General features: G+C 50.5%; 23 protein-coding genes. 3 read left to right on the forward strand and 20 right to left on the reverse strand.

Annotated features, from left to right (window positions below):
- Positions 1-28: 28 nt before the first annotated feature.
- On the forward strand, positions 29-277 hold the full coding sequence (locus tag V8F51_RS00445; RefSeq protein WP_337098065.1) for a hypothetical protein: 249 nt from the start codon (positions 29-31) through the stop codon (positions 275-277).
- 34 nt (positions 278-311) lie between these two features.
- On the opposite strand, the gene sda is transcribed toward V8F51_RS00445, so the two are convergent.
- The 4 genes from sda to V8F51_RS00465 form a co-directional block, all read right to left on the reverse strand.
- On the reverse strand, positions 312-455 hold the full coding sequence (sda, locus tag V8F51_RS00450) for a sporulation histidine kinase inhibitor Sda (RefSeq protein WP_337098066.1): 144 nt from the start codon (positions 453-455) through the stop codon (positions 312-314).
- A gap of 397 nt (positions 456-852) precedes the next feature.
- Complete coding sequence (locus V8F51_RS00455) at positions 853-1524, reverse strand: YheC/YheD family protein (protein ID WP_442956385.1); 672 nt, start codon at positions 1522-1524, stop codon at positions 853-855.
- A 213-nt stretch (positions 1525-1737) separates the two neighbouring features.
- Positions 1738-3906: a DNA topoisomerase III gene (locus tag V8F51_RS00460; RefSeq protein WP_337098068.1), complete on the reverse strand. Its 2169-nt coding sequence runs from the start codon at positions 3904-3906 to the stop codon at positions 1738-1740.
- 50 nt (positions 3907-3956) lie between these two features.
- The gene (locus V8F51_RS00465) at positions 3957-4868 is read right to left on the reverse strand and encodes a hypothetical protein (RefSeq protein WP_337098069.1); all 912 of its coding nucleotides are present in this window, start codon (positions 4866-4868) and stop codon (positions 3957-3959) included.
- A 217-nt stretch (positions 4869-5085) separates the two neighbouring features.
- Between V8F51_RS00465 and V8F51_RS00470 the strand changes: the two genes are divergently transcribed.
- A complete protein-coding gene (locus tag V8F51_RS00470; protein ID WP_337098070.1) occupies positions 5086-6240 on the forward strand; it encodes a metallophosphoesterase in 1155 nt (384 codons plus the stop codon).
- Between the two features lie 62 nt (positions 6241-6302).
- Here the strand turns inward: V8F51_RS00470 and V8F51_RS00475 are convergent, their stop codons facing one another.
- From V8F51_RS00475 to V8F51_RS00495, 5 genes are all read right to left on the reverse strand, one after another.
- Positions 6303-6746 (reverse strand): hypothetical protein, encoded by a 444-nt coding sequence (locus V8F51_RS00475; RefSeq protein ID WP_337098071.1) that lies wholly within the window; start codon positions 6744-6746, stop codon positions 6303-6305.
- 27 nt (positions 6747-6773) lie between these two features.
- Complete coding sequence (locus V8F51_RS00480; RefSeq protein ID WP_337098072.1) at positions 6774-7817, reverse strand: FecCD family ABC transporter permease; 1044 nt, start codon at positions 7815-7817, stop codon at positions 6774-6776.
- Complete coding sequence (locus V8F51_RS00485) at positions 7814-8827, reverse strand: FecCD family ABC transporter permease (protein ID WP_337098073.1); 1014 nt, start codon at positions 8825-8827, stop codon at positions 7814-7816. Before V8F51_RS00485 ends, V8F51_RS00480 begins: the two co-directional genes overlap by 4 nt.
- A gap of 129 nt (positions 8828-8956) precedes the next feature.
- Positions 8957-10243 (reverse strand): stalk domain-containing protein, encoded by a 1287-nt coding sequence (locus V8F51_RS00490; RefSeq protein WP_337098074.1) that lies wholly within the window; start codon positions 10241-10243, stop codon positions 8957-8959.
- Positions 10244-10270: 27 nt separating this feature from the next.
- Positions 10271-10792, reverse strand: coding sequence for a hypothetical protein (locus V8F51_RS00495; RefSeq protein WP_337098075.1), 522 nt, complete (start codon positions 10790-10792; stop codon positions 10271-10273).
- A gap of 175 nt (positions 10793-10967) precedes the next feature.
- Here V8F51_RS00495 and V8F51_RS00500 point away from each other — a divergent pair, with 175 nt between their 5' ends.
- Entirely contained in the window at positions 10968-12593 is a 1626-nt protein-coding gene (locus tag V8F51_RS00500; RefSeq protein ID WP_337098076.1) for a helix-turn-helix domain-containing protein, read from the forward strand.
- 82 nt (positions 12594-12675) lie between these two features.
- On the opposite strand, the gene V8F51_RS00505 is transcribed toward V8F51_RS00500, so the two are convergent.
- The 11 genes from V8F51_RS00505 to V8F51_RS00555 all read right to left on the reverse strand — a co-directional run bounded on the left by V8F51_RS00505 (position 12676) and on the right by V8F51_RS00555 (position 25652).
- Positions 12676-13182, reverse strand: a complete 507-nt coding sequence (locus V8F51_RS00505; RefSeq protein ID WP_337098077.1) for a GNAT family N-acetyltransferase — start codon at positions 13180-13182, stop codon at positions 12676-12678.
- Positions 13183-13295: 113 nt separating this feature from the next.
- On the reverse strand, positions 13296-14876 hold the full coding sequence (locus tag V8F51_RS00510) for a helix-turn-helix domain-containing protein (RefSeq protein WP_337098078.1): 1581 nt from the start codon (positions 14874-14876) through the stop codon (positions 13296-13298).
- Between the two features lie 55 nt (positions 14877-14931).
- Positions 14932-15519 carry a nitroreductase family protein gene (locus tag V8F51_RS00515; protein ID WP_337098079.1) on the reverse strand — a complete coding sequence of 196 codons (588 nt, stop codon included), beginning with the start codon at positions 15517-15519 and terminating at the stop codon, positions 14932-14934.
- Positions 15520-15533: 14 nt separating this feature from the next.
- Complete coding sequence (locus V8F51_RS00520; RefSeq protein WP_337098080.1) at positions 15534-16523, reverse strand: FecCD family ABC transporter permease; 990 nt, start codon at positions 16521-16523, stop codon at positions 15534-15536.
- The gene (locus tag V8F51_RS00525; protein WP_337098081.1) at positions 16520-17530 is read right to left on the reverse strand and encodes a FecCD family ABC transporter permease; all 1011 of its coding nucleotides are present in this window, start codon (positions 17528-17530) and stop codon (positions 16520-16522) included. Before V8F51_RS00525 ends, V8F51_RS00520 begins: the two co-directional genes overlap by 4 nt.
- Positions 17531-17605: 75 nt before the next feature.
- Positions 17606-18622 carry an ABC transporter substrate-binding protein gene (locus V8F51_RS00530; protein ID WP_337098082.1) on the reverse strand — a complete coding sequence of 339 codons (1017 nt, stop codon included), beginning with the start codon at positions 18620-18622 and terminating at the stop codon, positions 17606-17608.
- A 281-nt stretch (positions 18623-18903) separates the two neighbouring features.
- Positions 18904-19215: a hypothetical protein gene (locus V8F51_RS00535; RefSeq protein ID WP_337098083.1), complete on the reverse strand. Its 312-nt coding sequence runs from the start codon at positions 19213-19215 to the stop codon at positions 18904-18906.
- A 102-nt stretch (positions 19216-19317) separates the two neighbouring features.
- Complete coding sequence (locus tag V8F51_RS00540) at positions 19318-19893, reverse strand: helix-turn-helix domain-containing protein (protein ID WP_337098084.1); 576 nt, start codon at positions 19891-19893, stop codon at positions 19318-19320.
- Between the two features lie 243 nt (positions 19894-20136).
- A complete protein-coding gene (locus tag V8F51_RS00545; protein ID WP_337098085.1) occupies positions 20137-21156 on the reverse strand; it encodes an S-layer homology domain-containing protein in 1020 nt (339 codons plus the stop codon).
- A gap of 199 nt (positions 21157-21355) precedes the next feature.
- Complete coding sequence (locus V8F51_RS00550) at positions 21356-22498, reverse strand: response regulator (RefSeq protein ID WP_337098086.1); 1143 nt, start codon at positions 22496-22498, stop codon at positions 21356-21358.
- Positions 22470-25652, reverse strand: a complete 3183-nt coding sequence (locus tag V8F51_RS00555; RefSeq protein ID WP_337098087.1) for a hybrid sensor histidine kinase/response regulator — start codon at positions 25650-25652, stop codon at positions 22470-22472. The genes V8F51_RS00550 and V8F51_RS00555 overlap by 29 nt, the downstream gene beginning before the upstream one ends.
- Between the last annotated feature and the right edge of the window lie 2 nt (positions 25653-25654).

Genomic DNA, 25654 nt, shown 5'->3' on the forward strand with positions numbered 1-25654 from the left:
TGCGCGGCGAGCCAAGGAGGATACCCTTATGTTATGTCCGGTGTGCAACGGGCTTGCGTCCATTCAAGAAAGCTGCTCTTCCTGTAAGGGACAGTTAATCGACGGAGGCCGAGTCACCGATTGGATCGGACCTTATGCCCCGTACGAGCCCATTCAGGAACCATACACGAATGATTCCTATCAACAGCAGGATGCTCCCCACGCCCATTGCAACCATATTATATATTGCCCAGCCTGCCAACTGACAAGCGAGGTATTGGTTAACGAGTGGATTTAAGCTGCATCTATTAGCGCCAATTGCAAGACTGAAATTATGCCGTAATTTTACTGGAATCGGGATTAACCTGACGGCGCTTCAATTCCATTGCAAGCATACGGATAAATTCTTGATCCAGATTGTACTGGATTGCTGCAAAATAAGTGTCAACGAGCATTTCGTCGGAAAGCAACTCCATACCTGCACACCCTTTCTTCAAATAAAAGAATTTATAAGGGGTTATATCTTCGTTATTTCTTCTATATAGTAGCATGGCACTATTTGAAAGGACAACAGTCCCATTTATTCACATAAGCTTGTGGATACTGTGTGTATAGCGTGTGTATACGAGTCGAAATATGAGGAATTACGGCGTGGATATTGTGGATAGAGTTATCCACAGGCACTTTCACCCTTCTTCTTAATAAAAAACTTTAATAGAAATCTATAACTCTATTAATGGAATATATTAACGTCATTAGTTAATAGATGTATTCGGACTTTTCTCCTAGTCGTCCCAACAACACAAATAAGGAATTCCGAGCTACCTACGCCCGTCCTTCCTCATATGCACAGCTATATCCAAATGACTATGACTATTGCGGTCTCGTATTCACTTCGAAAATCCAAATCTTTCCTTGTTTATCGATACCATAGTCGTAACCTAGCCTGCTAACACCTGGAAAACGATTCTCTATTATTTCGGTTGAGAGTATCGTAAGCTCGCGCATCTTGCTTTTCTTCACTTCTACGAGATTGTCAGAGAAAGAAGCTGCAATTCCTTTGGCAGCCGTTATTAGAGTACCGCCTTGGCGAATATTCGTCACGAACAGTCCCGGTCTTGCTATTTTGCCAACAAACGCTTTGATTCTCCACTTGCTGCCTGTCTTCACATATTTGACCCGATAATCTACCGGCTTGCCCCTTACTTCAGCCAGAAAGATGCCTCGTTGCACCAGATACGGCTTACCCTTGCGCTGTTTGTTAATTGCCGCCAGCAAGCTTCCAAAGTCCGTGTAATATCTCGTCCCTGTTAAGTAAGAGAAAGCATAACCAGTCGGCGTTCTGCTTATCTTCATTACGCCTACTCCGCCCGAACCATTAACCGGCTTGATGATAACCATCCAGTACGTATCCAGCATTGATCTTAATTGATCAGCTCCGAACGGCTTCGTAAGCGGAATATGCGAACCCACTTTCGGGTGCGATAGCAACGCGATCGTTTTGGCCCATTTGTCCGTAACATGCCTGCCTGTGCGAACGCCCAACTCTATCATTCTCCTTTCCTACCTTATCATCTATAGCATATGCCGCCGATACAATTGTCTCTTGGATGATTGCAACAGGTTAGAAGCCTTTCTTGCACCTTTCTATTGACCGTAAAATTGATCAATAAAAAAACCTGTTATCCCACCGTGACGGGATAACAGGGATTTTCTCAGCTTGCTATCGTTGTACTTCTTCAAGGCGGAAGGGCTGGGCTACTCGCCCTTCTGCTCCATCGCGGCTCGCAGCTTGTCAGCCAAGCTATTCGTAAGCGGCGCTTTGTCGCTAAATTGCTCGACGAGCTTCTGCTGCTCCCTCTTGTTCATGCGGCCGCCGCCATCCTTATCCTCTAGCATCTCGATCACGTTGCAAGGTCTGCACTGCGCATATTTGCCTGCCTTGCCCGTATGCATCTCCATCTTTTTATGGCATTGCGGACAACGCTTATTCAACAGAACGGGATCGGCTGAGCGGCGATAGCTGCATTCCCGGTCCGAGCATACGAGCGAACGGCCACGCTTGCCTTTAATCTCAAGCAATGGCTTGCCGCAATCCGGGCACTTCGAATGCGTCACGTTATGAGGCTTGTACTCCTTCGTCTCAGCTATGACCTCGGATACCCATTTCGATGCTTGCTCGCGGATCGTCTTCATGAAGGCAGCCGCATTGCCTTTGCCTTGGGCAATCCGCTCCAGCTCCTGCTCCCACTTCGCCGTCATCTCCGGACTGCGAAGGGCGCCAACAACCAGCTCAATAAGCTGCTTGCCCTTGCCTGTCGGTACGAGGCGATTCTGCGAACGATCAATGGTATCGCTCGACAGCAGTTTCTCAATAATGTCCGCGCGCGTAGCAGGCGTGCCGAGTCCGTATTTCTCCATCTGCGTCAGCAGCGTCGCCTCTGTATATCTCGCAGGAGGCAACGTCCGCAGCTCCTTGATTTTGCCATGCTTGACAGCTACCGATTGCCCGGCCGTTAACGCCGGAAGCAATTGCGATTGCTGCTTATCGGCTTTAGCACTGAATGACCCATCGGAGTCGTCTTCGTCATCATCTTCGCTATTCGCATCAGCAGCAGTGCCGTACACTTCCTTCCAGCCCGCATCCTTCAGCGTCTTGCCTTTGGCATATAAGCGATGCTGGCCGACAGTCAGCGTAACGCTCGTCTCATCGTACTTGTAAGGGCCGTAAAATAAAGAAATGAATCTTCTTACGATCAAGTCATAAAGACGACGTTCATCATTGCTCAACTCGGATAACTGTACGAATTGCTCCGTCGGAATAATCGCATGGTGATCCGTTACTTTGCTATCGTCGACAATCCGCTTCGTTACTTGCAGTTGACCTCTAAGCAGCCTGCGGGCTAGCGACATATAAGGACCTACCGCAATACTCTCCAATCGCCCTTTGAACGTAGGTACCATATCGCTGGACAAATATTTCGAATCTGTTCGCGGATACGTGACGAGCTTATGTTGCTCATACAGCTTCTGAAGTACATTGGACGTCTGCTTCGCCGAGAAGCCCAGCCGCTTGTTCGCGTCACGCTGCAGCTCTGTCAGATCATACGCTTGCGGATGCAGCTCTGACTTCTCCACCGTGCGCAGCTTCTCCACCTTGCCGCTGCCCGACTTTCCGATGGCTGCTACTACTGCATCGGCAGCTTCCTTGCTCCACAGCCGTCCATCATGTCCATCCTGCTCGCGCCACATAGCCGAGAAGCCATCAAGATCTGCACCCACGGTCCAATAAGGCTGCGACTGGAACTGCTGAATATCGCGCTCGCGATCCATCATAATGGACAAAGTAGGCGTCTGAACCCGCCCTGCGGACAGCTGTGCGTTGTATTTGGTCGTCAGCGCCCGCGTCACGTTGAGCCCGATCAGCCAGTCAGCCTCGGCCCGGCATACAGCCGATGCATACAGAGCGTCATAGTCCTTGCCTGGCTTCAGGCTGCCAAAGCCGTCTTTGATCGCTTTGTCGGTCTGGGAAGAAATCCATAGCCTCTTGAAAGGCTTGCGCCAGTGGACAAGCTCCATAATCCAGCGCGCGACAAGTTCTCCCTCGCGACCCGCGTCGGTGGCGATGATAAGCTCGTTAATATCTTGCCGCTTGCATAGCTGGGCAACAGCCTTATATTGATGTGACGTTTCCTTCATCACTTTCAAATTCATCTTTGGAGGCAGCAATGGGAGGTCCTCGAGATTCCAATTGCGGTACTTCGGATCGTAATCCTCCGGCTCGGCGAGTGTAACAAGATGACCAAGCGCCCAAGTTACGACGTATTTAGGACCTTCCATATAGCTCTTATGCTTCTGTCCACAGCCAAGCACGCGCGCAATTTCTTTCGCAACGCTTGGTTTCTCTGCCAATACTAACGATTTCATGCTGTCTAACGCTCCATTCCTGACATCTATTAATAACGATTATGATGCAATTATCTCGTCACGATACCATACGCCTTCAACATGCGCAACGCATCGAACGTGATAAAGCCTTTCCAATCCTGCTTCGCCTCGGGCCATGTGTCTTCATATTGTCCCCATGACCAAGTTGGCCACCATGCACCGTCGTCTTGCTGCTTCGACAACAGGAAAGGCAAGTACAGCTCCACGCTTTCCTTCAACTGCCCATAATAAAGGCTCGACGGTGAACTTGCCACCTGAACAGGCGTAAGGCAATAGCTTTCCCACTGCTCCGGATTAACGGAAACGCAGCTTCCGACCATCTCGTCCAATACCGGCTTGACCTCATTCAACACCGATGGCGGCACCAACTCAGCGAATCGCAGGCAGCACAATAGCTCGTGAAAATCTTTTCTCGTGGACTTCTCGTTTATATACGTAACGGCACGCTGCGTCAGCTCGTCGAGAAGCGCGGCAGGCACTAATTCGGAGAATCGATGGAAGTAACCAACGATCTCGATTGCCGGATTGCCCCATCCGTCATGCTGCTCGTTATAATTCCACCATGGCGCGCGGGGCGCGGATTCAACCTCGCGAGGCACAATGTCCCATCCGCCCTGCTGTGCCGTATTATACGTTTCGATCAGGAAACGAATGGCTTCCCGTACGAGCGGCTCCTTGTAATCCGCCTTAATATATACCAAATGCTGCAGCGCAACCGTAGTCGCCAAGGCAGATGAAACCGCGCAACGCGAATCCGGTTCAAGACCATGGCCGAACCCTCCGTCTTTATTTTGAAACTTGGCCAATTGCTCCGTTACCGCGCTCTTTGGTCCGTCTTCGAATTCATACGCATACAATGCTTTCTCCAGCGGACGAGCCCCTTCATTCATGAAGTGAACCGCTGCCCTCCATTGCTCCTCAGCCATTGTCGATAAAGTCATACCGATCTCTCCTTTATTCGTCGTAATGAATCTCTCGGCAATTGCCGGACGCTATATCTGTTCTGCTATAGAATATCGTATCCAATCGTTCGCATATAAGCAATGCCAACTGCTGCTCTATCCTATTTGGAGGTGGTATAGCCAATATGATATAGTAGTTTCAGTTTCATTCCTACTATTATCAATCGCCTACGGGCTCGCAGGGAGCGTTGCAAAAATGAATCGTCGTTTTATCGTTTCTTTAATCGGAATATTGTTATTCTATGGCGGCTTGTCCTTATATCTTGGATGGAACGGCTGGGTCTATCTGTCTGCCCTATACGATTGGAATCATGCGGGCATATACAGCGTAATCGTCGCTCTGCTTGCTCTCGCTTTTATTATTGGAAGAGTAGGACAGTCCACATTGCTGAAGCCGATCGCCGGACCGCTTAAGCTCGTTGGCTCTTATTGGTTCGCGATTCTAGAGTACGGCGTACTATTATTCCCTGTTGCCGATATCGTTGCCCTCTTGCTCAAGCTAGGCGGAGCAGAGCGCGACGCTTATGTCTTAGGTACCGGCAGTATCGCATTGTTCGTGCTGCTGATTCTATTGATCGTTGGTACGCGCAATGCCTGGTCACCTGTCATTCGCCACTACAAGGTACAAATTCCGAAACAAGCTGGCGGACGGCAAAAGCTTCGCATCGCGATGGCATCCGATATCCATCTAGGCACAACAATCGGCAACGGCCATCTCCATCGCCTGATCCACAAGGTCAAGCAGATTAACCCGGACATTATATTATTGCCAGGCGACATACTCGACGACGATATCGAGCCTTTCATTCGCCATAAGATGGCAGATACACTAGGGAAACTTGATGCACCGTTAGGCGTATTCGCCGTAACCGGCAATCACGAATATATCGGAGGCAAGGTTCCCGAATTTGTAGCAGCGATGGATGCGATCGGTATTCGAGTATTGATGGACGAGACAGCGCTTATCGCCGACAGCTTCTATATTATTGGCCGCAAAGACAAAGCTTCTGCCGGATTCAGAGCCGGCAACGCTGGGCGGCTTCCAATCAGCGAGCTCGTCTCGCCTTTGGATAACTCGCTGCCCCTAATTATGCTGGATCATCAGCCGTCGGATCTATCGAACGCCGCTATGAATGGCATCGATTTATCGCTTTCGGGCCATACGCATCGCGGCCAAATGGCGCCGAACCACCTCGTAACGAAGCGACTATTCGAGCTTGACTGGGGGTACTTGAAGAAAGGCAGCCTGCACGCTATCGTCTCCTCCGGCTTCGGCTTCTGGGGCCCGCCGGTTCGTATCGGCAGCCGCTCCGAAGTGCTTCAGATCGACGTTGAATTCGTGCCTGCCTAATCAAACACAGAAGCCGAACCCGGTCATCACTTGATGACTCAGGTTCGGCTTTTTGCATGATGTTACTCATAACCAATGTAGGCCTTCGAGCCGGGAGTCGGTACACCGAATCCAATCTTGTCAGCCTCCGTTAACAACGCCTTCAGCTTCTTCGCCGAAGACTTTCCTACCGTATACAAGGTGCCGGACGCTTTAGCGTTTATAAACTGTACCACGTCATATTTCGGCAATGCATACAGCAGATAGGTTTCTCCATGCAGCTTAAACGAGTAAGGCGGCGCGCTGATGTCGACGACACCTCGATTTTTCTTCGCGAAACGGACAGCATATTCGAACACGCGGATATCATCCTTGGAATTCCATATCATCTCTGTATCCGGCTCCACCTGTTCAAAATCAAGCATTCGGCTAGCGACAACTTCATCTTCCGTAATCCGGAACACATACATACCGATTGCTGCTAACGCAATTAGAACGACAAGCCCCCAGATCCACCCTTTTCTCATTCGAATTCCCCGCTTTCCATTTAACCCCTATCGTGAATTCCTTGTCCGGTAGAGCAAATAGATGAAAAAAGGCGCTCCGATTCCAGACGTGAACACGCCTACCGGAATATCAAGCGGCATAAAGGCGGTTCTGGCGATCAAATCTGCCAAGGCGACGACGCAACCGCCGAATAAGGCGGCTACCGGAATCAGTCTGCCCGTGACGGGTCCAACGAGCCTGCGCGCCGCATGCGGCGCGATCAATCCGACGAATCCGATCACGCCGCCCATCGATACAGCAGAACCTGCAAGCGCAACGCTTAGCAAGATCAAGATGAGGCGATTAAGCTGTACTCGGCTGCCAAGTCCGGCCGCGATGTCGTCGCCAAGAACTTGCAGGTTGATCTGACGCAAATACCCGCTCACGATTACCATTAAGACGACGGTCCATGGCAAAAGGTTCCACACATGCTTCCAAGAAGATCCGTATACGGTACCCGTAAGCCAAATGTACGACGAGCTTGCCGAATAAGCGGGACTGAATACGAGCATGAACGTCGTAATCGCCGATAGCAGCGAGGCGATTCCGATGCCTACAAGCACAAGCCGTACTGGATTGACGCCTTTCTTCCAAGCGAGCAGGTAAACGAGCAGCGCTGCGCCGAATGCGCCAATAACGGCCGATAACGGAAGCAATGCGATTGAGGCCGCGGCAGGCGCATATGTAATGAATGCCACCGCACCTACCGAAGCACCGCCAGTAATGCCGATTACGTCAGGTGCCGCAAGCGGATTGCGGATTACGCCTTGAAGAATGGCGCCGGATACGGCAAGCGAAGCGCCAACGAGAAAAGCTACGATAAGGCGGGGTGCCCTTAACGTCTGCACGATGAGCACATCCTCCGTCAAGCCCTTGCCTATCAGCGCCTGCCAGACACGGGAAGGATGAATGAACTGCTCCCCAAACATGAGGTTGGCTGCTGCGATTATGGCGGACGCAAGCACAAAGAAGGTCGCCGCCCGCAACGTCCTGCGGTGAAAGCGAAGCCTGATTGGACCCGCCTGAATCATCGTGAAGCTGGCTGATTTCATTTGCTTGTCAGCTCCTTCCGAGCGATATAGATAAAGAATGGCGCTCCGATAATCGCCGTCATAATGCCTACGGGCACTTCTTCCGGCATAATAACGAATCGCGCAGCCAAATCAGCGCCTAGCAGCAATATCGCGCCTAGCACTGCGCTATAAGGCAGCAGCCATCGGTAATCCAGGCCAATCATTGATCTGGCAATATGCGGGATGACGATGCCGATAAAGCCGATCGGACCGGCTACCGCCACCGCTCCCCCGGCCAATGCAACGATAATGAGACCCGATGCCAGCTTGACGAGCGCCGTGCGCTGGCCCAACCCTTTGGCTGCCTCGTCCCCCATTACGAGAATATTCAATTGGCGCGACAGCAGCATTGCCGCAATCCATCCCGTCCCCATGTACGGAAGAACGGCGAGGAGCATCGATTGTTCCCTCCCGGCAATCGATCCAGCCAACCAGAACATAACATCCTGCAGGCCGTTCTCGTTGCGCACGAGCAGCCCTTGCGTAAAGGAAGCGAACAACGCGCTCATCGCCGTGCCCGCCAAAATAATTTTGAGCGGCGTCAGACCTTCTCTCCCCATCGAGCCAAGCACATATACGGCAGCGGCAGCGATTGCCGCACCGCCGAACGAGAACCACGTCAAAACGCTCATATTTGTAAGAGACAACACGGTAATCGCGGTAACGACGCTCAGCGATGCGCCTGCATTAATGCCCATCACGCTTGGCGATGCAAGCGGATTGCGGCTCACCGCCTGCATAATGGCTCCGGCCATCGCCAAGCTTGCACCTATGGCCGCTGCGATAAGCGCTCGGGGCAGCCTGGTCGTCTTCACGACAAGCTGTTCCATCGATTCCGGATTGCTGCCGCTAAGCGCGCCCCACGTATCGCTCCAGCTTACCGTTACGAATCCGTAACGAATGCTCGAAATGAAACACCCTAACAATACAATGATGCCTATTGCGAGACCGGCAGCTCTCCGTACCGCACTTCCTGGTTGCGTGACCATTTCAGATACTCTCCCATTGTCAGACTTCTAATCGCACAAAAAGAATCAGCGCGGCGGCCCATTCTTGTGCAATGCTATTCCCATTATTTTTCTATCTCTACTGAATTGAATCTTACTTACTCCCGTTTCCTACTCCAGATCGAAGTAGAAATACAGATCGTCCAGAAGCAGCTTCGCCGCCATCGCGCCGCCCGATAGATTCCAGGTTACGGAGTTTACTTTATAGTAGTTTTTGTTTTTGACTGCGTTAAGACCTTTCCAAAGCTCGCTCGATGTCCATTTCTTCTGATGCTGGAGCACCGCGCCGTCGCCGTCCCAGTCCGTCGTGAAGTCGAAGATATAATCTCCATCGAGCAGGCTAACCTGCTCAAGCGAGCTGACGGTAATGAATTCCTTGCCCGTTGCCAGCTGTGCCTTAGGCGTCTTGAAGCCTAGCTCTTGGAAAATCTTATAAGCGAATCCCGCATTGTATGCACGTGCGCTTCCGTCCGGATTAATGCGAATAATCGAGATCTCCGCGCCCTTGTCTTTCGGAGCGAGCTTCTTCTTAAAGTCCGCTACCTTCGCCTTCCAATCGGCAACGAACTTCGTTGCAATGTCTTCTTTGTTGAATATTTTAGCTTGAATTTGCAAGTTATCCTGCCAATCGGACAAATCTTCCGTCACGATCGTTGGGGCGATCGCTTTCAATTGATCGTATATTTTCTCATGGCGAACTTTCGTTGCGATAATAATATCCGGCTTCAGGCCGACGATCGCCTCTACATTAGACTGCGTCTCGTCGCCAAGCGTCTTCGTGCCGATAAGGCTCGGACGGATATATTCATAGAACGGCTGCTGCACGTAGGACTCCACGGCGCCGACCGGCTTCACGCCAAGCAATACAGAGATGTCTACCGCACCATTGAACAGGATAACGACGCGTTTCGGCACGCTAGTCAGCGTAGTCGTTCCGAGACTGTGCTTAATCGATCTCTTCGTCTCAAGCGCAGCCGTTGAAGTACTTCCATTCCAGTTCACCCAAACGCCAAGCGATTCGCCGACGAAGCGAAGAGGTACAAGCAGGCTGCCCTTAACATTAAGCGGGGCGGCGTCCAGCGATGCGGATACGCCGTTGATCTTAGCCGTTCTGCTGCCGAGCGTTAGCTCAACCGTTTGTTTGCCTTTCACTATGGTCGCTTTTTTCGCTTTCTCATCATATTTAACCGTGCCGCCCAGCGCCGTTGCGATCGTCCGGTATGGAACCAACGTGCGGCCGCCAACGGTTTGCGGATTCACGTCGAAGCTAAGCTTCTTGCCGTCCACGGTTACCGTAATCGTTTTGGCAGCTGCCGTTGCCGCTGTTGCCGGTATAATTGCAAGGATGAGAGCCAGACTTAACAAGACGCTTAACATACGTTTTTTAATGATGCTCATTACTTATTCACCTATCCCTTATTTGAATTAATCTTGCAGCTTCTGCTTCAAATCACGAATGCTTTGGTATAGCTTGTAGTCGAGATCAATAAGCAAATCCTTGTTCCAATCATCGACTTTTGTTTCCGCCAGCAACTGCCCCATATCGTTCTGAATCAAAGCATAGAGCTCCGGATCGACTTTCTGCGCCTCCGCTTGGATAGCCTTCCATAACCCTGCGATCTGATCGGCTAGCGACTTCGCAACATCCGCCTGATCCGATTCAACCGCTTGCTTGTAGTCCTTAACGAGAGCCGACATATCCGAAACGCCTGACCGCGTGTCCGCAATCTCAGCAGGGACAATATTCGCAAAAGGATCATTCTGTTCAGTCTCTGTTCTACTAACTTCGTTGGCAGAAGCAGCGCCGCAGCCCGCTAACAAAAGCAGGAGGCACGCAGCAAGCAGAACGAGCGATAGCCTCTTTTTCCCGCAACCTGTTTTGCTAATGATCCGCAATGATTCGATGATGCCACAGCCTCCATTCATTCCAGTGTGAATGATAATCATTTTCATAACTATTTTACAGACCGTCTAGTTCGTTTGGTATACACGATATTGCCCGATTCATATGGACAAAAAATTCAAATTGCTTAACCTCATTTCCATTGGTAAACTATTACTATGATAATAATTCTCACTAGCTAGATTCATAGGTTCATGCCAATCCTCCGCAAAGGAATAGATGACTCTGACAGCGAATATTCAAATCCCTTCTCACTCGTATATACCTCTAACCCTGAAACAGCATCGGTATTCACCAGGCTATAGAACGAAACCGATCCGACTTAAGCGGCATTCCATCGGCTTCGTTCACGCAGGCCGAGGCAAACTGTTCATTAACGGCAAGTCTCACGCCATACAAACAGGCTCATTCTTCTTCCTGCAGCCCGCGATGCGGATCATTATCCTAAGCGAATCCAGTTCGGATAATGCCATGCAACTATCGCTGCTTCAGTATCAGGGACTGCGCGTGAGGCGTAACACTGATGACCCCTCCCCGATTTCGGAGAACGGGCTATTCGAGACGTTATCATACGTCTCGAATACTTCCCCGGCTATCACCGACACGCTGCTAGGACAATTACAGCGAACGATAACGGATTGCAGCGAGCTCGGATCAATGCGAACGCAAAGCTTGTTCTACGAACTTCTCTTGCATCTGCATGATAGGCTGGAGAGAAGCGAACAAAGCGTAGATGAATCTATTCAGAGAACGATTGTTTATATGGAGCAGCATTATGCGAAGCAGTTGGCTATCAGCGATATGCCCCAGCTTGCAGGCATGACGAATAGCTCCTATTGCCGCGCATTCAAGAAACTCACCGGCATGACTCCGGGCCATTATTTGACCCGATTGCGAATATTGAAAGCGAAAGAGATGATGACCGGCAGCCATACTCCCCTTCGAGACATAGCAGTAAGCGTCGGCTATCAGGATGAACTGTACTTCAGCCGCGTGTTCAAGAAAACAGAAGGCATTTCCCCATCTGTTTTCTTAAAGCGCAGAGACAAGAAAATCACTGTGGTGAGCACGTTCCTGCTGCAAGATCATCTGCTTGCTCTTGGCATACTGCCTGTAGCGGCCCCGAGCTATCCGAATTATTACAAAACGGCAACGGGATTCCCTTCCTATCTACAGGACCGTCTGTCAGGCGTCGTTCCGCTTAACGCCGAGAAAAGCATTTCATCCAGCGACGTCATTAGACTTTCTCCCGATATGATTATTAGAACGGAGTTCGGCAGTCGCTCGGCCATCGATCAAAGCGGTCATTGGAGCGAAACTGCCCCACACACAATCGTGATCAATCATTCCACCACTTGGGAGCAATATTTGCGCGCCATAGCTTTGCGCGTACGAAGGGAAGCGGAAGCCGAGCGTATCATCCGCCAGTTAACGGCGGTCGAGCAGGAAGCGAGGAGAAAGCTTGAGAGTGTCACGAATCGGGGTAAATGGGTCGTTATTCGGCTGCTTGAGGGCAAATGCCGCCTTTACGGGGTCAGAGAGCATACGTTAACGGAGCTTTTATATAACCGACTTCAGTTTCGGCCGGATGAACGGGTATCGCACGGTATTTATATGGACGATGCGTTCGATACGTTAATCGAGCTTGATCCCGATAATATTCTCGTCATATGGAGCGAGGAGCAGGAATGGGACGCTTTCTCGGCTAAGCCTCGCTGGCAAGATCTTCAGGCAGTAAAGCATAATCGGATTTATTATCCCGATTCGAGAGAGTGGGATCCTTGGGGACCGATCGGAAGGGAGTATATGATCAGGGCAATGATACGGTATTTTGAGAAGAAGTAATAAACGCGTGGAGCTTATAACCAACTTTAGAAGGTCGTTATAGAACTTGAAAGTTCAATAACGACCTATATGGGGAACGAACTTATAGCTTTTTTACAAAATAAAGATTTAGGTCATCGTCTACTACTGTCTGCTGTCCATAATGCAAGTACTCGCCGTTCCGATAGATTCCTTGGCCATCCGGAACATATCCGCGCTTTACATACATCGATTGGGCCGCACCGTAGTCGCTGAACAACCCTACCCCAATGCCGGCAAGCTCTGAACGATGAGCGATGATATCCTCCGCTCTGTCCAGCAGCAGCGTTCCGCAACCAAGTCTGCGATACTTGATCAATACGTTGAAATCTTGAATTTCGGGGATGGAGCGCTCCTTAAAATGTTCATAATCCGACATCCATACGATATTCACATAACCGGCAAACTGACCGTCTGCTTCCGCCACCAGCGTCTCGCGAAGTCCATCAGCCTGCTCATTCGCATATTTTTCATACAGTTCCACGGGCTTATGCCAGCCCTGACTAGCAAAAGCGTCGGATATCATTAAAGGGTCATTGTCCTTTAAGCTTCGAATTAGGAATTGGTTCATAAACACGCCTCGCTTCATTGGATTCAAACTTTAGTATAAAGAATAATGAATCAATGAGCTGGTAATAAACGAATATAATAAAAAACGCGTCCGCTAGCCGGCGAGACGGCAGCTTATATTGAATGATAGTTGAAGTTTAACATTTCGTCTATAATCTTCTCTCTGCCGACAGGCGACCAGCTCATTCCGATCCAATTCGGGACGAGCCTCGCTTGTTTCTTTTGTACCGCTTGAATAGCATTCCAGACACTCGTTCTCTGCAATCGGCCGAACTTCTCTTCTTCCTCCGGTAACGTTTTATGCTTATGGATGAACAAATGATCGGAATCGAGAATCGGCAAGCTGTTCAACTCATATTCGTTATTTCTTTCGTACAGCGGAACGAAACTTCCTGGCTTCAATCCAAGCTCTGAGTAAAGCAGTTGATTAAGCGGATGATTGATTCTGCCCTGTACGCGAATTTTCCAATTATAGAGCCTTAATAGCGATACGGTTTCATTGCCGATCGACTGGAATAATAACTCGCGGGCAAATACGGCTTTGTACTCAAGCCTCTCGAAGTTATCCCGCGCTTCCGCCTCCCGGTCGACCAGCTCGGCAATACGCAAATGATTAATACGCCAATCGTATGAAAAATCCAAGTAAACAGTCGGAGCAATTTGTTTCAACAGCTCCCCCAAGAACCGGTGCCTATGATCGGCGATGATCAGATCCGGCTTCGCTTCAAGCAATTCCTTCAACTGCGTTTGGACAAGCTGCCTATTGAACGCTTCCGTATGCTCCTCGTATTTGGTGCCGTTCATCGCATAGACGCATGAGACGCCCAATGAGCGGAGGTTTTCTTGGAAGTGATAACACGAAGCGACCGCAACTTTAAGTTCACGCCGCTTGATATACAGTGCCGGGGATATACCAACCGTTCGTTTGAATAGACGGCTGAAATAAAATTCGTTGCCGAAGCCAACCGCCTCGCATGCTCCTTTGACTGTCACATCAGCTTGCGCAAGCAATTGCTTGGAACGGTCAATCCGCAATTGATTCAAGTATTCGACCGGAGTTGCCCCTTTCGAACGCCTGAAGCTTCTCGAATACGAGGTCGGCGTCAGTCCGGCGATTTGGGCTAACGTCTCAAGCTTGATCTTGGACTTATAATGCTCTTGCATGTACGCGATACTGCGTCCGATACTATCGTTAACGGGAGCCGCCGGCCGTGCCGCATTATCCTCTGAGGAAGCTATCATCGATTGAATCGCTCTCTCCGCTTGCTGCTTAAGCTGATGAATGCTTATTTGCTTGGATTGATAGCTTCTATCCAATTGCGCTAGTTCCTCATAAGCTTGCTGTTTATTTACGAAATCCAGCTTAAACGGCAGAAGGGAAGGAAGAACGGGAGCCCCAATGCCCCAGTTCCCCTTCCTTCTGGTCAAGACAACATAATCGAAAGACATTAGCGTACACTGGATCGTCTCCGACACATGCGTCAGCTTCGCCTTCATGCCGGGAGCAAGCCATAGCAGATCGCCTTGGCGGACTGAAAAGACCGTGTCGCCGTCTTGCAATTTACCTTGCCCGGCCGTCACGATACCTAACAGATGCATTCGTATATCAAAAGAACGAACGGCCTCCGTCTTTAGAAACGTCCTTTTATATATGGAAGAGAACAGCAACAGCTCATGGCTGGCTAGCTTTTTCATAACAATGACCCCTTCACTACTGATAATGATTATCAACAGTATAAGCGACCAAGCACTAATTGGAAAGAGATGTCTTGTCTATAATCGTCAATAGCTCGTCTGCTGCCGTGCGCGGTCTTACAGGAGGAACGACTTCCGGAAAGCCGACGTGGAGAATACCGACGATCTTCTCTCCTGGCTGAATGCCGATAGACGCTCGAAATCCGGGATCATTGAGATAATTATTCGTTTTCCATACGACGCCAAGCTCTCTCTCCCAAGCAGCCAGCTGGAAGTTTTGGATTAGACAGCACACGGCCGCATAATCCTCTTCCCATTGCTTATGCCTCGGATCCTCTTTCTGAATGACGACAACATGTGCGGGAATCGCAAGCAAGTATTCATGACGGTTCGCTCCATACTTGGCCCTCTCCTCTGCGGAATAGGTAGCAACCATCGCGTCGGCAAAGCCGCTTCTTCCTTCATCCATACACAGAATGAACCGCCATGGCTGACGATTGCCATGGTTAGGAGCCCATATGGCAATATTAAGCAGCTCTACAATAAGCTCGCGCGGCACCGGATCTTTTTTGAAAACCCGAACTGACCGTCTATCCTTGATCAATTCCGCTATTGAAGCAACCTGCTGAGTGAATGATTCCATATAAACCATACCTCCTAATTAGTAATATTTCGTTTAGCGTATAGCAAGTAGATAAAGAACGGCGCTCCGATAATCGAAGTGAACACCCCTGCCGGAACGTCCAGCGGAAGAAACAGCGTTCTGCCGGCTAGATCCGCAAGCATGACGATAATCGCTCCCAGAAGCGCCGAGACCGGCAGCAATCGCCCGAAGTTTGTTCCGATCAGCTTACGCGCCATATGAGGTGCCAATAAGCCGACGAACCCGATACCGCCGGCAACGGATACGGCCGAGCCCGCTAATGCAACGCTTAGCATGAGCAGAAGGAATCGGTTGAACTGCACTCTGCTGCCGCTGCTGACTGCAACCTCATCCCCTAGCTGGGCAATGTTGACATGGCGCGTCATCATAAGCGCAAGCGGCAGGAGGACACAGGTCCACGGCAGCAGAAGCAGCACCTGCTCCCAATTAGCCGCATATACCGAGCCCGTGAGCCATGTAAAAGCTTGACCCGAATCATTTTTCGGGTTGAATACGATCATCATCGTCGTAGCGGCAGAAGTGAGGGAGGACATGCCGACCCCGACAAGCGTGAGTCTAAGCGGAGTCACGCCTCGCTTCCATGCGAAGGCATATAAGATCAGTGAAGCGACGGCTGCTCCTGCCATAGCGGATACCGGCAACCAACGTATGCTGACCGAACCCGCCACGAAGGTCAGGAACGTAATCGCGGCAGCCGAAGCTCCGCCCGTTACACCTAGTATTTCCGGAGAGGCCATCGGATTGCGCACGATGCCCTGTAGAATCGATCCCGCTGCGGCAAGCGAAGCGCCCACCAGCAGAGCAGTCAATATTCGCGGAAGCCGCAGCATCTCTACGATCATGCTGTCCATATCTATATCCGTGCTTAGCAAACTGCGCATAACTCCTGCGGGAGAGATGAACCTGTCACCCAAGCATGCGCTTAAGCCTGCGATCGCGATACAAGCAACTGCCAATGCATATGGTACGAGTCGTTTATTCATGCTTTCATAATTCCCTTTCGCGCAATGTACATAAAGAATGGCGCACCGATAGCAGCTGTCATAACGCCGACCGGCATTTCCTCCGGTATCATAATGAATCTCGCCCCTATATCGGCAAGAAGCAGCAGTATCGCGCCGCTTACCGCGCAGTAGGGAATAAGCCAACGATGGTCGAGCCCAGCGAAATAACGCGCCACATGCGGCACAACTATGCCGATGAACCCGATCGGGCCGGCAACGGCGACCGATCCGCCCGCAAGCATCACAACGATGATACCGATTCCCGCCTTCAGCCACACCGTGCGTTGACCGAGCCCTTTGGCCGTTTCGTCACCCATCCGCAGCACATTCAATTGGTTCGACAGCAGCCATGCAGCGAGCCAGCAACCAGCCATATAAGGAAATACGATCATAAGCATTTCCGGGGATCGTCCGGCGATCGTGCCTGTCAGCCAGAACAACACCGAAGTCAGTCCTTGCTTATCGAGCGCAAGAATACCTTGCGTGACGGAGGAGAATAGAGCAGTCATCGCTGCTCCTGCCAAAATAATTTTGAGCGGCGTCAGTCCCCCCCTTCCAGCCGATCCAAGCACATATACCGTTATCGCAGCCACAGCCGCACCCATGAATGATATCCACATTAACGCCTGCATGGACGTAACGGACAGCAGAACCGCTGCCGTCACGACGAAGAAGCCTGCTCCTGCGTTCACGCCAAGTACGCTAGGCGCCGCAAGCGGGTTCCTGGTTAGCGTCTGCATGAGCGCTCCCGCTATCGCAAGACTTGCGCCGATCGTGACTGCGATGAACGCGCGTGGCAATCTGGTCGTTCGGATGATGATTTGATCGTTGCTGTCCGCATTATAATGCGCGATTGAAGCCCAGCCGGTCGCCCAGCTATAGTTCGTCGCGCCTAATAACACGCTGCCCGCCAAGCAAAGCAGAAGCAGGATGACGCCCATTGCAAGCCACGCTGCCCTGCTGCGGTAAGTATTCGTCTTGTGCATGTCGCTTCTCTCTCCCAGCCAAGCGCAAAAGAATGAGCGGGCGGCTCATTCTAAGCGCGATTCGATAGATTGTGCTTAATTCAGCTTGAAGTACGTATACACGTCATCGAGCATCTTATTGGCGGCCAGAACACCAGCGCTCAAGTTCCATGTGACGACGTCTACCTTGTTGTAATTGCCGTTCTTCACGCCTTCGAGCTTGCTCCACAGCGGATGGGCCGTCCAGTCCGTCTGCGCTTGCGCCCTGCTAGGCTCGTCGTCCTTGAGCTGCGTAATGTCGAAGATATAACCGCCGTCAAGCTGTTCCATCTGCTCCTTGGAGGTCAGATTAATGACGGTTTTCCCTTCGATCCGCTGAGCCTCAGGTCTCGATATGCCAAGCTCCTCGAAGATTGTTCCTGCGAAGCCGGATGCGTAGATGCGCGCGCTGCCGTCCTTCTCGAATCGGATGATCGATACCGTCGTACTGTCCAGCTTGTCACCGGCCTTCTGCTTGAAGTCGGCTACTCTAGCATCCCAATCCGCTATCATCTTCGCCGCTTCATCTTCCATGTACAGCCCTTGCGCACCAAGCTTCAAGTTTTCCTTCCAATCGAACACTTCCTCCGTAATGATCGTCGGCGCGACCGCGGATAGCTGCGGATATATTTCCTCATGCCGCGTTTTGGTTCCGATAATCAGATCGGGCTTTAATCCAATAATAGCCTCGAGGTTCGGTTGGTTCTCGTCGCCAAGATTAACGACGTCCGTCATTTGGTCTCTTAGAAATTCGTACCAAGGTTTCTGGTCCCATGACTCTACAGCGCCTACCGGTTTCACGCCGAGCGCGACGGATATATCGACCATACCGTTGAACAGAACGACGACCCGCTCCGGCTTTTTATCTAAAGTCACCGAGCCCATCGCGTGCTCGATTGTTCTTGTTTCGTTGGCCGTTTCATTCGTTGCCTCTGGTGCTGACGTTGCCGGTTCGGCAGTCTGTGGCTGGTTCGACGATTGTCCGCCTCCCGTGCCTCCGTTTGTTGAATTCCCGCCGCACCCTGCTACCGCAATAGCGAGTAATAACAATACAATTACGTTAAGCCTTTTCATGCTTTGCCTCCTGTGCCTCACTAATTTTGATGATAATGATAATTGATATCACTAATATTAGAGGGCTATCGCCTCGTTGTACATGACTGATTTTATCTTTTTGAAGCATCTATTTTGTTTTCGCACTTGCCAAGCTCTGCCTAACACAAATAAAGAGGTTACCCCTCTCGTCCAATTGGACGTTCCGATTAGGGATAACCTCTTCATATGTTTTTCGAATTGTCAGGAGCTCTGCTCTCCGCCGTTACTCTTGTACGCCGATTTTGCGCAATTGATTCCGTTCATGGATCTAGAACCGGCTTATCTTCATCGCTTATCCGGCCGAATTTCACTTTGTTAGAAAGATTGTCCCTGTCTATGCTAGCGTAAGCTTGAATGATATCAGGCACATATTCCCTTGTCATCTGAGTGCCCTTCATCACCTGGAACAGCATTTGCAGCTTAGGTTGTTCCCACCCTAAAAGCACCGTTTCCGTAATCTCTCCATGCCAGTTGAATTCAATTTCCAGCAGATGATTGATTTGATTTCGGAGCTCGTCGGTCAGCAAATTCATTTCCTTCATAATGAACTCGATCGCAGATTGCTTCTCCATGCGCAGGACCTCCCAGCATTTGTATGACCTGTTGTTTTATTACGCATCGCGCAACAAGTTGTTTCAACGGAATGCCGGCCGCAGTCAAGCAATCCAGGCCTTTTATACAATCTCTATAATATTCTCTTCCGGAATCGTCAGTTTCCTTTTCAAAGCCGCGAGATGCTCATCGTTCATATACTTTTCCTGCCGTTCGAACATCCCCAGATAGGAGCCCGTTATGCCTATAACCTCCGATAGTTCGGCTTGAGTCAGCTTAGACTTTCTCCTAATCTTTCTGAGCTCCAAAACAATAAATCGGTTCGGTCTATTCGTTGTCCCCGGAATACCGTTCTTGCCGTTGTTTTCAGTTCTTGCTGCTTTGTATTGCTCAAGATCTTTGTTTGCCTTTTCCAGTCCCGCCACTCGCTGTCTTAATTCCATAATTTCTTGCTTCAATTGTTCGATATTGTTATCACCGTTTGTTACGGGATTGCCTTTTGCATCAACAAACAGCAGTACATCGCTAACCGGAACGCCGAGCATGGCACAAAACCGATCTATCGTTTCAAAGGATATTGGCTTATCTTTATTTATTTTTGCGGTAGTCGTCGATGACATCCCTTCTTCGTTCACGATATCTGTAATTTTAATATTTCGGTAAGCAATTATTTTCCTTAACGGTTCGAAAGATAACATTTCAGTTCACCTCTAGTTGCAAATATTTCAACGAACTTCTCATGATGAGAAAAACTCCTATCGGAGTACTTCGATGATGAGCGACCGCGTTTAAGAGGAAGTTTTTATCGCCAATCAGAATGATCTACTTTACGCTTTAACACTGTAAAGCACTTAAACTGATGTGGTTAAAAAAGAGCTACCCCGCTCAACAAGGACCGTTGATAAGGGATAGCTCGCCAGCATCCAGGACGCGTTGCCCGCCTAGATAAGTCCAGACTTCATAAGCAATCGTCGGACGATTATGGCTGCCTCTGCTTTGGATATATAGGTTTTTGGGGCCAGCTCGGCACCTGTCATGCCGACAATAATGCCTGCTTGCAGACAGTCATTGACGCTGCTCTTCGCACAACCCGAGATCAGGCCTGCGTCAATGAACGCACTTAATGTTTGTTCAGCCGAAGCGGAATCGGAAGTGAAAAGCAGCTTCGCCCTAAGCCCTGTCAGCTTCATTGCTTTCGCTATAATCTCAATGGCTTGCTCGCGAGTAATGAAGTCCGCCGGATGAAACTTGCCGTCCGCGAGCCCGCTGATCAAGCCATAGGTGTACGCCGCGTTTGCCGAGCAGCTGAACCAATCGGCTTTGTTAACGTCCGGGAACGGAGTTATGCCGCTCTGTGGCTTCAGTCCAAGACCTTTCACGATGGCATCGGTATATTCGGCGCGCGTGATCGATTGATTCGGGTTAAAGCATCCTGAGCTGTTGCCTTGGATGATCATCCGCGAGCCCAGATCATTCACGGCTTCTCTCGCCCAATGGCCCGCCATGTCGGCGAATTGGGCCGAATGCCCTACGAGCACGAACCGGCTGTTCGTCAAACTGTTCACTTTGGCGTAATTCTTGCCGCCCTCGATAACGATCTTCGTCGGCACATGGCGGGTATTCCCGTCAGGCTCGATGACGACAGCAGTCGTTATTTGCGAACAATCAACATCTTCCGGCACTGCAATCGTTCTTTCCACATAAGACTCGAACGAGGTCACCTCGATCGTTTTGTTGCGGTAGGTTGCTTTTACAGTAAAATGGTTAGGTTGCACAAGGATCGTAAATTCGCCAGCGGTTGCCGCTTGTTCGGCAAGCAGTTCCGATTCCGCGGTCGCGGCGGCGATTTCAACCTCAAACACGACTTCTTGAAGTTTGGCCTTCTTCCCGAACCGCTTCAATAGAGGTTCTGTCTTAATCTGACTCACCGGCAGCATATACGAAGCTATATCGGAATGCATAACAAGAATTGTCTCTTTTTGTTTCCTTTGCTTGACCATTTGACCACTCAATTGACCTACCATAACATCCGCTCCGTTATTGCCGGAATCGTTACTGTTGCATGGCGGCTTTCCGCCGCAAGCTTCTCTTCCAGTATCGTAAGAGCAGTATAGCAAAGGTCGCTAAATGGATTCTAAAACAAAAAAAAAGCCCTCCAACCTAATCATTTAGGTTAGAGGACCTGATCATTTCCCCTTGCTCGTAGCAGCGTACCATACGTTCGGAAGGCGCAATATCGAGCTCGTCTTGAAGGAGCGCCACGAATGACTCGTAGTATCGCTGACGGGCTTGCCAATCGTTCAGCCGCTCATAGCCTTCCAGAACAAGTATGCAGAGCTCCTCGGAATATGGCGATTTTTCATGCGCGGCCAATAGCCTGTTGACTGCTTTCCTCACGAGGCCTTGGCTTATTTCGTAGCTTGCAAGCTTGGTAACGAGATGAATATATTTGTCTAGCAATCTGCTTCGGGAGATTTCCGCCCAGTCATAGTCCAATCCGTCAAGATAGTCGCCGCGATAAAGCGCAAGAGCTCTGTCGACATGAACAACTTCAATCTCGGACATCATGGATTCGAAGCTGTCCGAATGAAGGTCGAATTCAGCCGTGTCGACCTTGACTTCACCCAGCACCAGCCGATATTTGTCTAAGGCATACTCGATAGCAAGCGTTGTCCCCCACTCTTTGAACAGCTTGCGGATTTGGGATACGGACGTATGAAGATAGGTCAACGCTTTGTCATACGGATAGCCTTGCCATATCATGTCCAATATCAATTCCTTCGCAACCCAGCGATCCGGCTGCATAAGCATATAGGCGAACAGCTCCTGCGCTTTAGCCGTCTTCCACTTCAGAACCTGCGTCTTGCCGGATTCGTATTCAAGCGACAAACAGCCGAAGCAGCGCACCATAAGCCGATCCGATGAAATCGTCTCGCGGTTCGGAACCCTTTTCTCGATCTGATTCAGCGTTTTGGCGAACCGCTCCTCCTCGATCGGCTTTAACACATAGTCCAAAGCCTGCACCTCGAAAGCCTCGATCGCATATTGGGAGTATGCGGTTATGTACACAATCCGGATGTCTCCCGGCATTTGGCCAATATAAGCGCCTGCCTCTAGTCCGTTCATCTCTGGCATCCCAATATCTAGAAAGGCTATATCGACTGGCGATTCAGCCAAATGATCCAGCGCCGCCTTCGCGGACGTATATTTCCCCTCAACCCGGAAGCGGCCGTCGGCTGCAAGCAGCATTTCCAGATGGTGCAGCGCGGGCTTCTCATCGTCTACCAATATGCAGGTTAACATCTTGATTCCCCCTTGACGCTTCGTAATCTATCTTGGATGATCTTGGCAGCTTGAAGCCTACTTCCGAACCGATAAGCTGCTCGCTCGCTACATGGAGTTCTTCACCGTAAAGCGAGCGCAGTCTTCTATTAATATTGACTAGACCGACACCAGAGCCGGGACCAGGCTTCTCTGCGAATAGATTCGTAAGCTGCTCGCCCGACATCCCTACGCCGTCATCCGAAATAAGCACATGCAACGCCTCGTCCGACTCCCATACTTTAATCTTAATCGTACCGCCTGCCGCCTTCTGCATAATGCCATGCCTAACCGCATTCTCGACAATCGGCTGAATCGCCAGCGGCGGCAACAGGAGATTCGGACTCGCCTCGATCTCGTATTGCACCTGCAGACGTTCCTCGAAACGAGCTCCTTCCAGCGTCAAATAAGCTTTGATCAACTCAAGCTCCTTCTGCAGCGGAATAAGCTTATCATGACTTTGAAAATCGAAGCTGCCTCGCAAATAAGTGCTTAATTCGGTAAGCAACTGTGTCGCCTGGCTTGGATTTACTTTCGACATATAAATAATGGTATTGAGCGAGTTGTATAAGAAATGGGGTTTGATCTGCGCCTGCAGAAAGGCCATCTCCGTGCGCACGGCGTTCTGAGCAGAACGCCTCAGCTCGATTAACGTTCGCACTCTCGCGCGAAGCTCGCTTGCTTCGACCGGCTTGCTTAAGAAGTCATTGATTCCGGAACGAAAAGCGATCTCAATCTCTTCGGCCCGCCCCCGTGCAGTCAGCATCAGGATAGGCAGCTCGGATAACGAATATCGGAGCCTGATCGTTCTGCTAAGCTCAAGGCCGGACATTTCCGGCATCATCCAATCCGTAATGACCAATTCAATCTCCGCGCGATCGGTTTTGTCCAACATAACCAGAGCTTCAGCACCCGTCTCTGCGGCAATGACGTCGTAATTGTCCATGATCAGAATATCGCGCAGCACTTGCAAATTGATCGGATCGTCGTCAACGATAAGCACCAGTCCTCCGGCCGCGTCCTCTTTCGATGCGGCTGCTTGCTTCATGGTAACCGTGACTGACGAATCGGATTCCAGCATCGGAACGACGATCGCCGGTTGATGGCTTTGGCTGTAGCCGCTGTAGCCAGCCTCACCGCCTGCAGCGGCTGAAGCTGCAGGCACGGTAAACTTAAATACGGCTCCTCTTCCTAGCTCCGACTCCGCCCCTATCGTTCCGCCTCCAAGCTCGACCAATTTCTTCGTAATGCTAAGTCCAAGTCCCATTCCCGCAGGATTGTAGACGTCATCTACGATGTGAAGCGTTTCGTTAAAGGAGAGAAATATAGTGTCCAGCCGATCCGGCGCGATGCCGACTCCGGTATCCGCTACGGTAATGACGACCATAGGCCCTTCGACATCGGCGGATATCGTAATCCGTCCTTCGCGCGTGAACTTCACGGCGTTGCCGATCAAGTTATACAAGATCTGCTGCAGTCGATCCTCGTCCGCGCGCAATAGCGGCAATTCATCCGGCCATTGCTGCACCCATTCGAGCTTACGGTTGCCGACCGAATGACGAAAAACTTCTAGAATCGTGGAAACGATTGATCGGAGTTCGACATGTCTTTGCTTGAGAACGACGTCGCCGTTCTTCAGCTTCGCCCAATCCAGAATATCGTTAACGAGCAAGGATAGCCGTTTGCCCGACGCCATTATAATCGATAAATGATGCCGCTGCTTCGGATTCATGTCCCCGGCGATGCCTTCCATCAGCGACGATGCCATATTGACGATGCCATGCAAGGGCGTCCGCAGCTCATGCGACGTATTGGCCATAAAATCGTTTTTCAGTTCGTCAAGCGTCAGCAGCTTCTGGGACAACTGCTCCACCTTGCGGAATGAACCCGCATACCGGTATGCGAAGTGAAACGCCTGTGTCATGACGAACAACAGAATGCCGTAAGAACTAAGCAATTGGTTCTCCATGAGACCGTATACGTTCATCAGGTTAACCGCGACTACGACCATAATACTGATACCATTCATAAGCATGAACAGAACGTTCATGGAACGAAAGCGCAAGCTTCCAGCCATCAAAAAGACGACATAGAGAAATAGGCCGATATTAAGCATGTATATCGCGGTCCCCCACTGGGAGAACAAAAACGGCGAGATCGTAAGAGCGATGAGCACTTGAATGCCGCTTGTCCACTTCACGATATGCATCACCCGTCTGTTTGCCATCGCTGGAGAATCCGTTGCTATGTAATGTACGATGAAGTAATAGACGAGCGTAGTCGCTATCAACTGCAGTCTCAGCACCAATTCGTAAGGTGCGAAAGGCAGTATAAAGCCGATCAGCTTCTCTCCATGAGTAAGCACATAGACAAGAGCCGCTACCGCGAAGCCGCCTAAGTACAACACCTGCTTCTCCTGTCTCCGCAGTCGGTACAGCACGAAGAAATACACGATGGACACCATGAAGCAGACTGCCGTCAAAATATCGCCGAAGGCGTTCGCATCCCTGCTTCTTAATATCGATTTATAGTCGCCGAATGTGACGGCATATACCATGCCGCCCGAAGCATAGCTGTAGTTCGCCACTTGAACGATAACCTCGACTTCGCCGCCGCTTACCGTGAACACGCCTACATAGGGAATGTTGTTCTGCGTACCTTGCTTGCTTGACTTTCCAGGCACGCCGCTGGCGCCAACTTCCGTTCCGTTCACGAAAATCCGGTTGGAGGAGCGGATATTGTTCGTCTTAATTCCATAGACCGTCTCTCCCTGATCCTCCACCATCACGCGCAGCCGATACGTCGCATACCCGTCCGCTCCCGTCTCCCCCGCCAGAGCCATGTAATCATTCCAAATACCCGGCACCTCTACGATGTCATCTACGACCGGATTCGAAGCCGTTTCCCCATTTTCATGAAAATCGCTCGGCGTCAACAGCTGCTCCTTATACAATTCCCACTCGCCCTTGAGAGGAACTATTCCGTTCTCCTGAAAATCCCATTCTCTCAAATCAAGAACGCCGGCTTCGGACGATGGATACATCGACGATTTAATCAATTGATTCGTAATCCAATAGATCGGAAACGCAATAACGACGAATCCGATCAACAGCGCAAGCACCAACTGTTTTCGCATTG

Source organism: Paenibacillus sp. YIM B09110 (assembly GCF_037167145.1).
GTDB lineage: Bacteria > Bacillota > Bacilli > Paenibacillales > Paenibacillaceae > Pristimantibacillus.

Bases quoted from the DNA above. Each gene is read 5' to 3' on its own strand.
- V8F51_RS00445 (WP_337098065.1), top strand. From the start codon at position 29: ATGTTATGTCCGGTGTGCAACGGGCTTGCGTCCATTCAAGAAAGCTGC.
- sda (WP_337098066.1), bottom strand. From the start codon at position 455: ATGGAGTTGCTTTCCGACGAAATGCTCGTTGACACTTATTTTGCAGCA.
- V8F51_RS00460 (WP_337098068.1), bottom strand. From the start codon at position 3,906: ATGAAATCGTTAGTATTGGCAGAGAAACCAAGCGTTGCGAAAGAAATT.
- V8F51_RS00465 (WP_337098069.1), bottom strand. From the start codon at position 4,868: ATGACTTTATCGACAATGGCTGAGGAGCAATGGAGGGCAGCGGTTCAC.
- V8F51_RS00470 (WP_337098070.1), top strand. From the start codon at position 5,086: ATGAATCGTCGTTTTATCGTTTCTTTAATCGGAATATTGTTATTCTAT.
- V8F51_RS00475 (WP_337098071.1), bottom strand. From the start codon at position 6,746: ATGAGAAAAGGGTGGATCTGGGGGCTTGTCGTTCTAATTGCGTTAGCA.
- V8F51_RS00480 (WP_337098072.1), bottom strand. From the start codon at position 7,817: ATGAAATCAGCCAGCTTCACGATGATTCAGGCGGGTCCAATCAGGCTT.
- V8F51_RS00485 (WP_337098073.1), bottom strand. From the start codon at position 8,827: ATGGTCACGCAACCAGGAAGTGCGGTACGGAGAGCTGCCGGTCTCGCA.
- V8F51_RS00490 (WP_337098074.1), bottom strand. From the start codon at position 10,243: ATGAGCATCATTAAAAAACGTATGTTAAGCGTCTTGTTAAGTCTGGCT.
- V8F51_RS00495 (WP_337098075.1), bottom strand. From the start codon at position 10,792: ATGATTATCATTCACACTGGAATGAATGGAGGCTGTGGCATCATCGAA.
- V8F51_RS00500 (WP_337098076.1), top strand. From the start codon at position 10,968: ATGACTCTGACAGCGAATATTCAAATCCCTTCTCACTCGTATATACCT.
- V8F51_RS00505 (WP_337098077.1), bottom strand. From the start codon at position 13,182: ATGAACCAATTCCTAATTCGAAGCTTAAAGGACAATGACCCTTTAATG.
- V8F51_RS00510 (WP_337098078.1), bottom strand. From the start codon at position 14,876: ATGAAAAAGCTAGCCAGCCATGAGCTGTTGCTGTTCTCTTCCATATAT.
- V8F51_RS00515 (WP_337098079.1), bottom strand. From the start codon at position 15,519: ATGGAATCATTCACTCAGCAGGTTGCTTCAATAGCGGAATTGATCAAG.
- V8F51_RS00520 (WP_337098080.1), bottom strand. From the start codon at position 16,523: ATGAATAAACGACTCGTACCATATGCATTGGCAGTTGCTTGTATCGCG.
- V8F51_RS00525 (WP_337098081.1), bottom strand. From the start codon at position 17,530: ATGCACAAGACGAATACTTACCGCAGCAGGGCAGCGTGGCTTGCAATG.
- V8F51_RS00530 (WP_337098082.1), bottom strand. From the start codon at position 18,622: ATGAAAAGGCTTAACGTAATTGTATTGTTATTACTCGCTATTGCGGTA.
- V8F51_RS00535 (WP_337098083.1), bottom strand. From the start codon at position 19,215: ATGGAGAAGCAATCTGCGATCGAGTTCATTATGAAGGAAATGAATTTG.
- V8F51_RS00540 (WP_337098084.1), bottom strand. From the start codon at position 19,893: ATGTTATCTTTCGAACCGTTAAGGAAAATAATTGCTTACCGAAATATT.
- V8F51_RS00545 (WP_337098085.1), bottom strand. From the start codon at position 21,156: ATGCATTCCGATATAGCTTCGTATATGCTGCCGGTGAGTCAGATTAAG.
- V8F51_RS00550 (WP_337098086.1), bottom strand. From the start codon at position 22,498: ATGTTAACCTGCATATTGGTAGACGATGAGAAGCCCGCGCTGCACCAT.
- V8F51_RS00555 (WP_337098087.1), bottom strand. From the start codon at position 25,652: ATGCGAAAACAGTTGGTGCTTGCGCTGTTGATCGGATTCGTCGTTATT.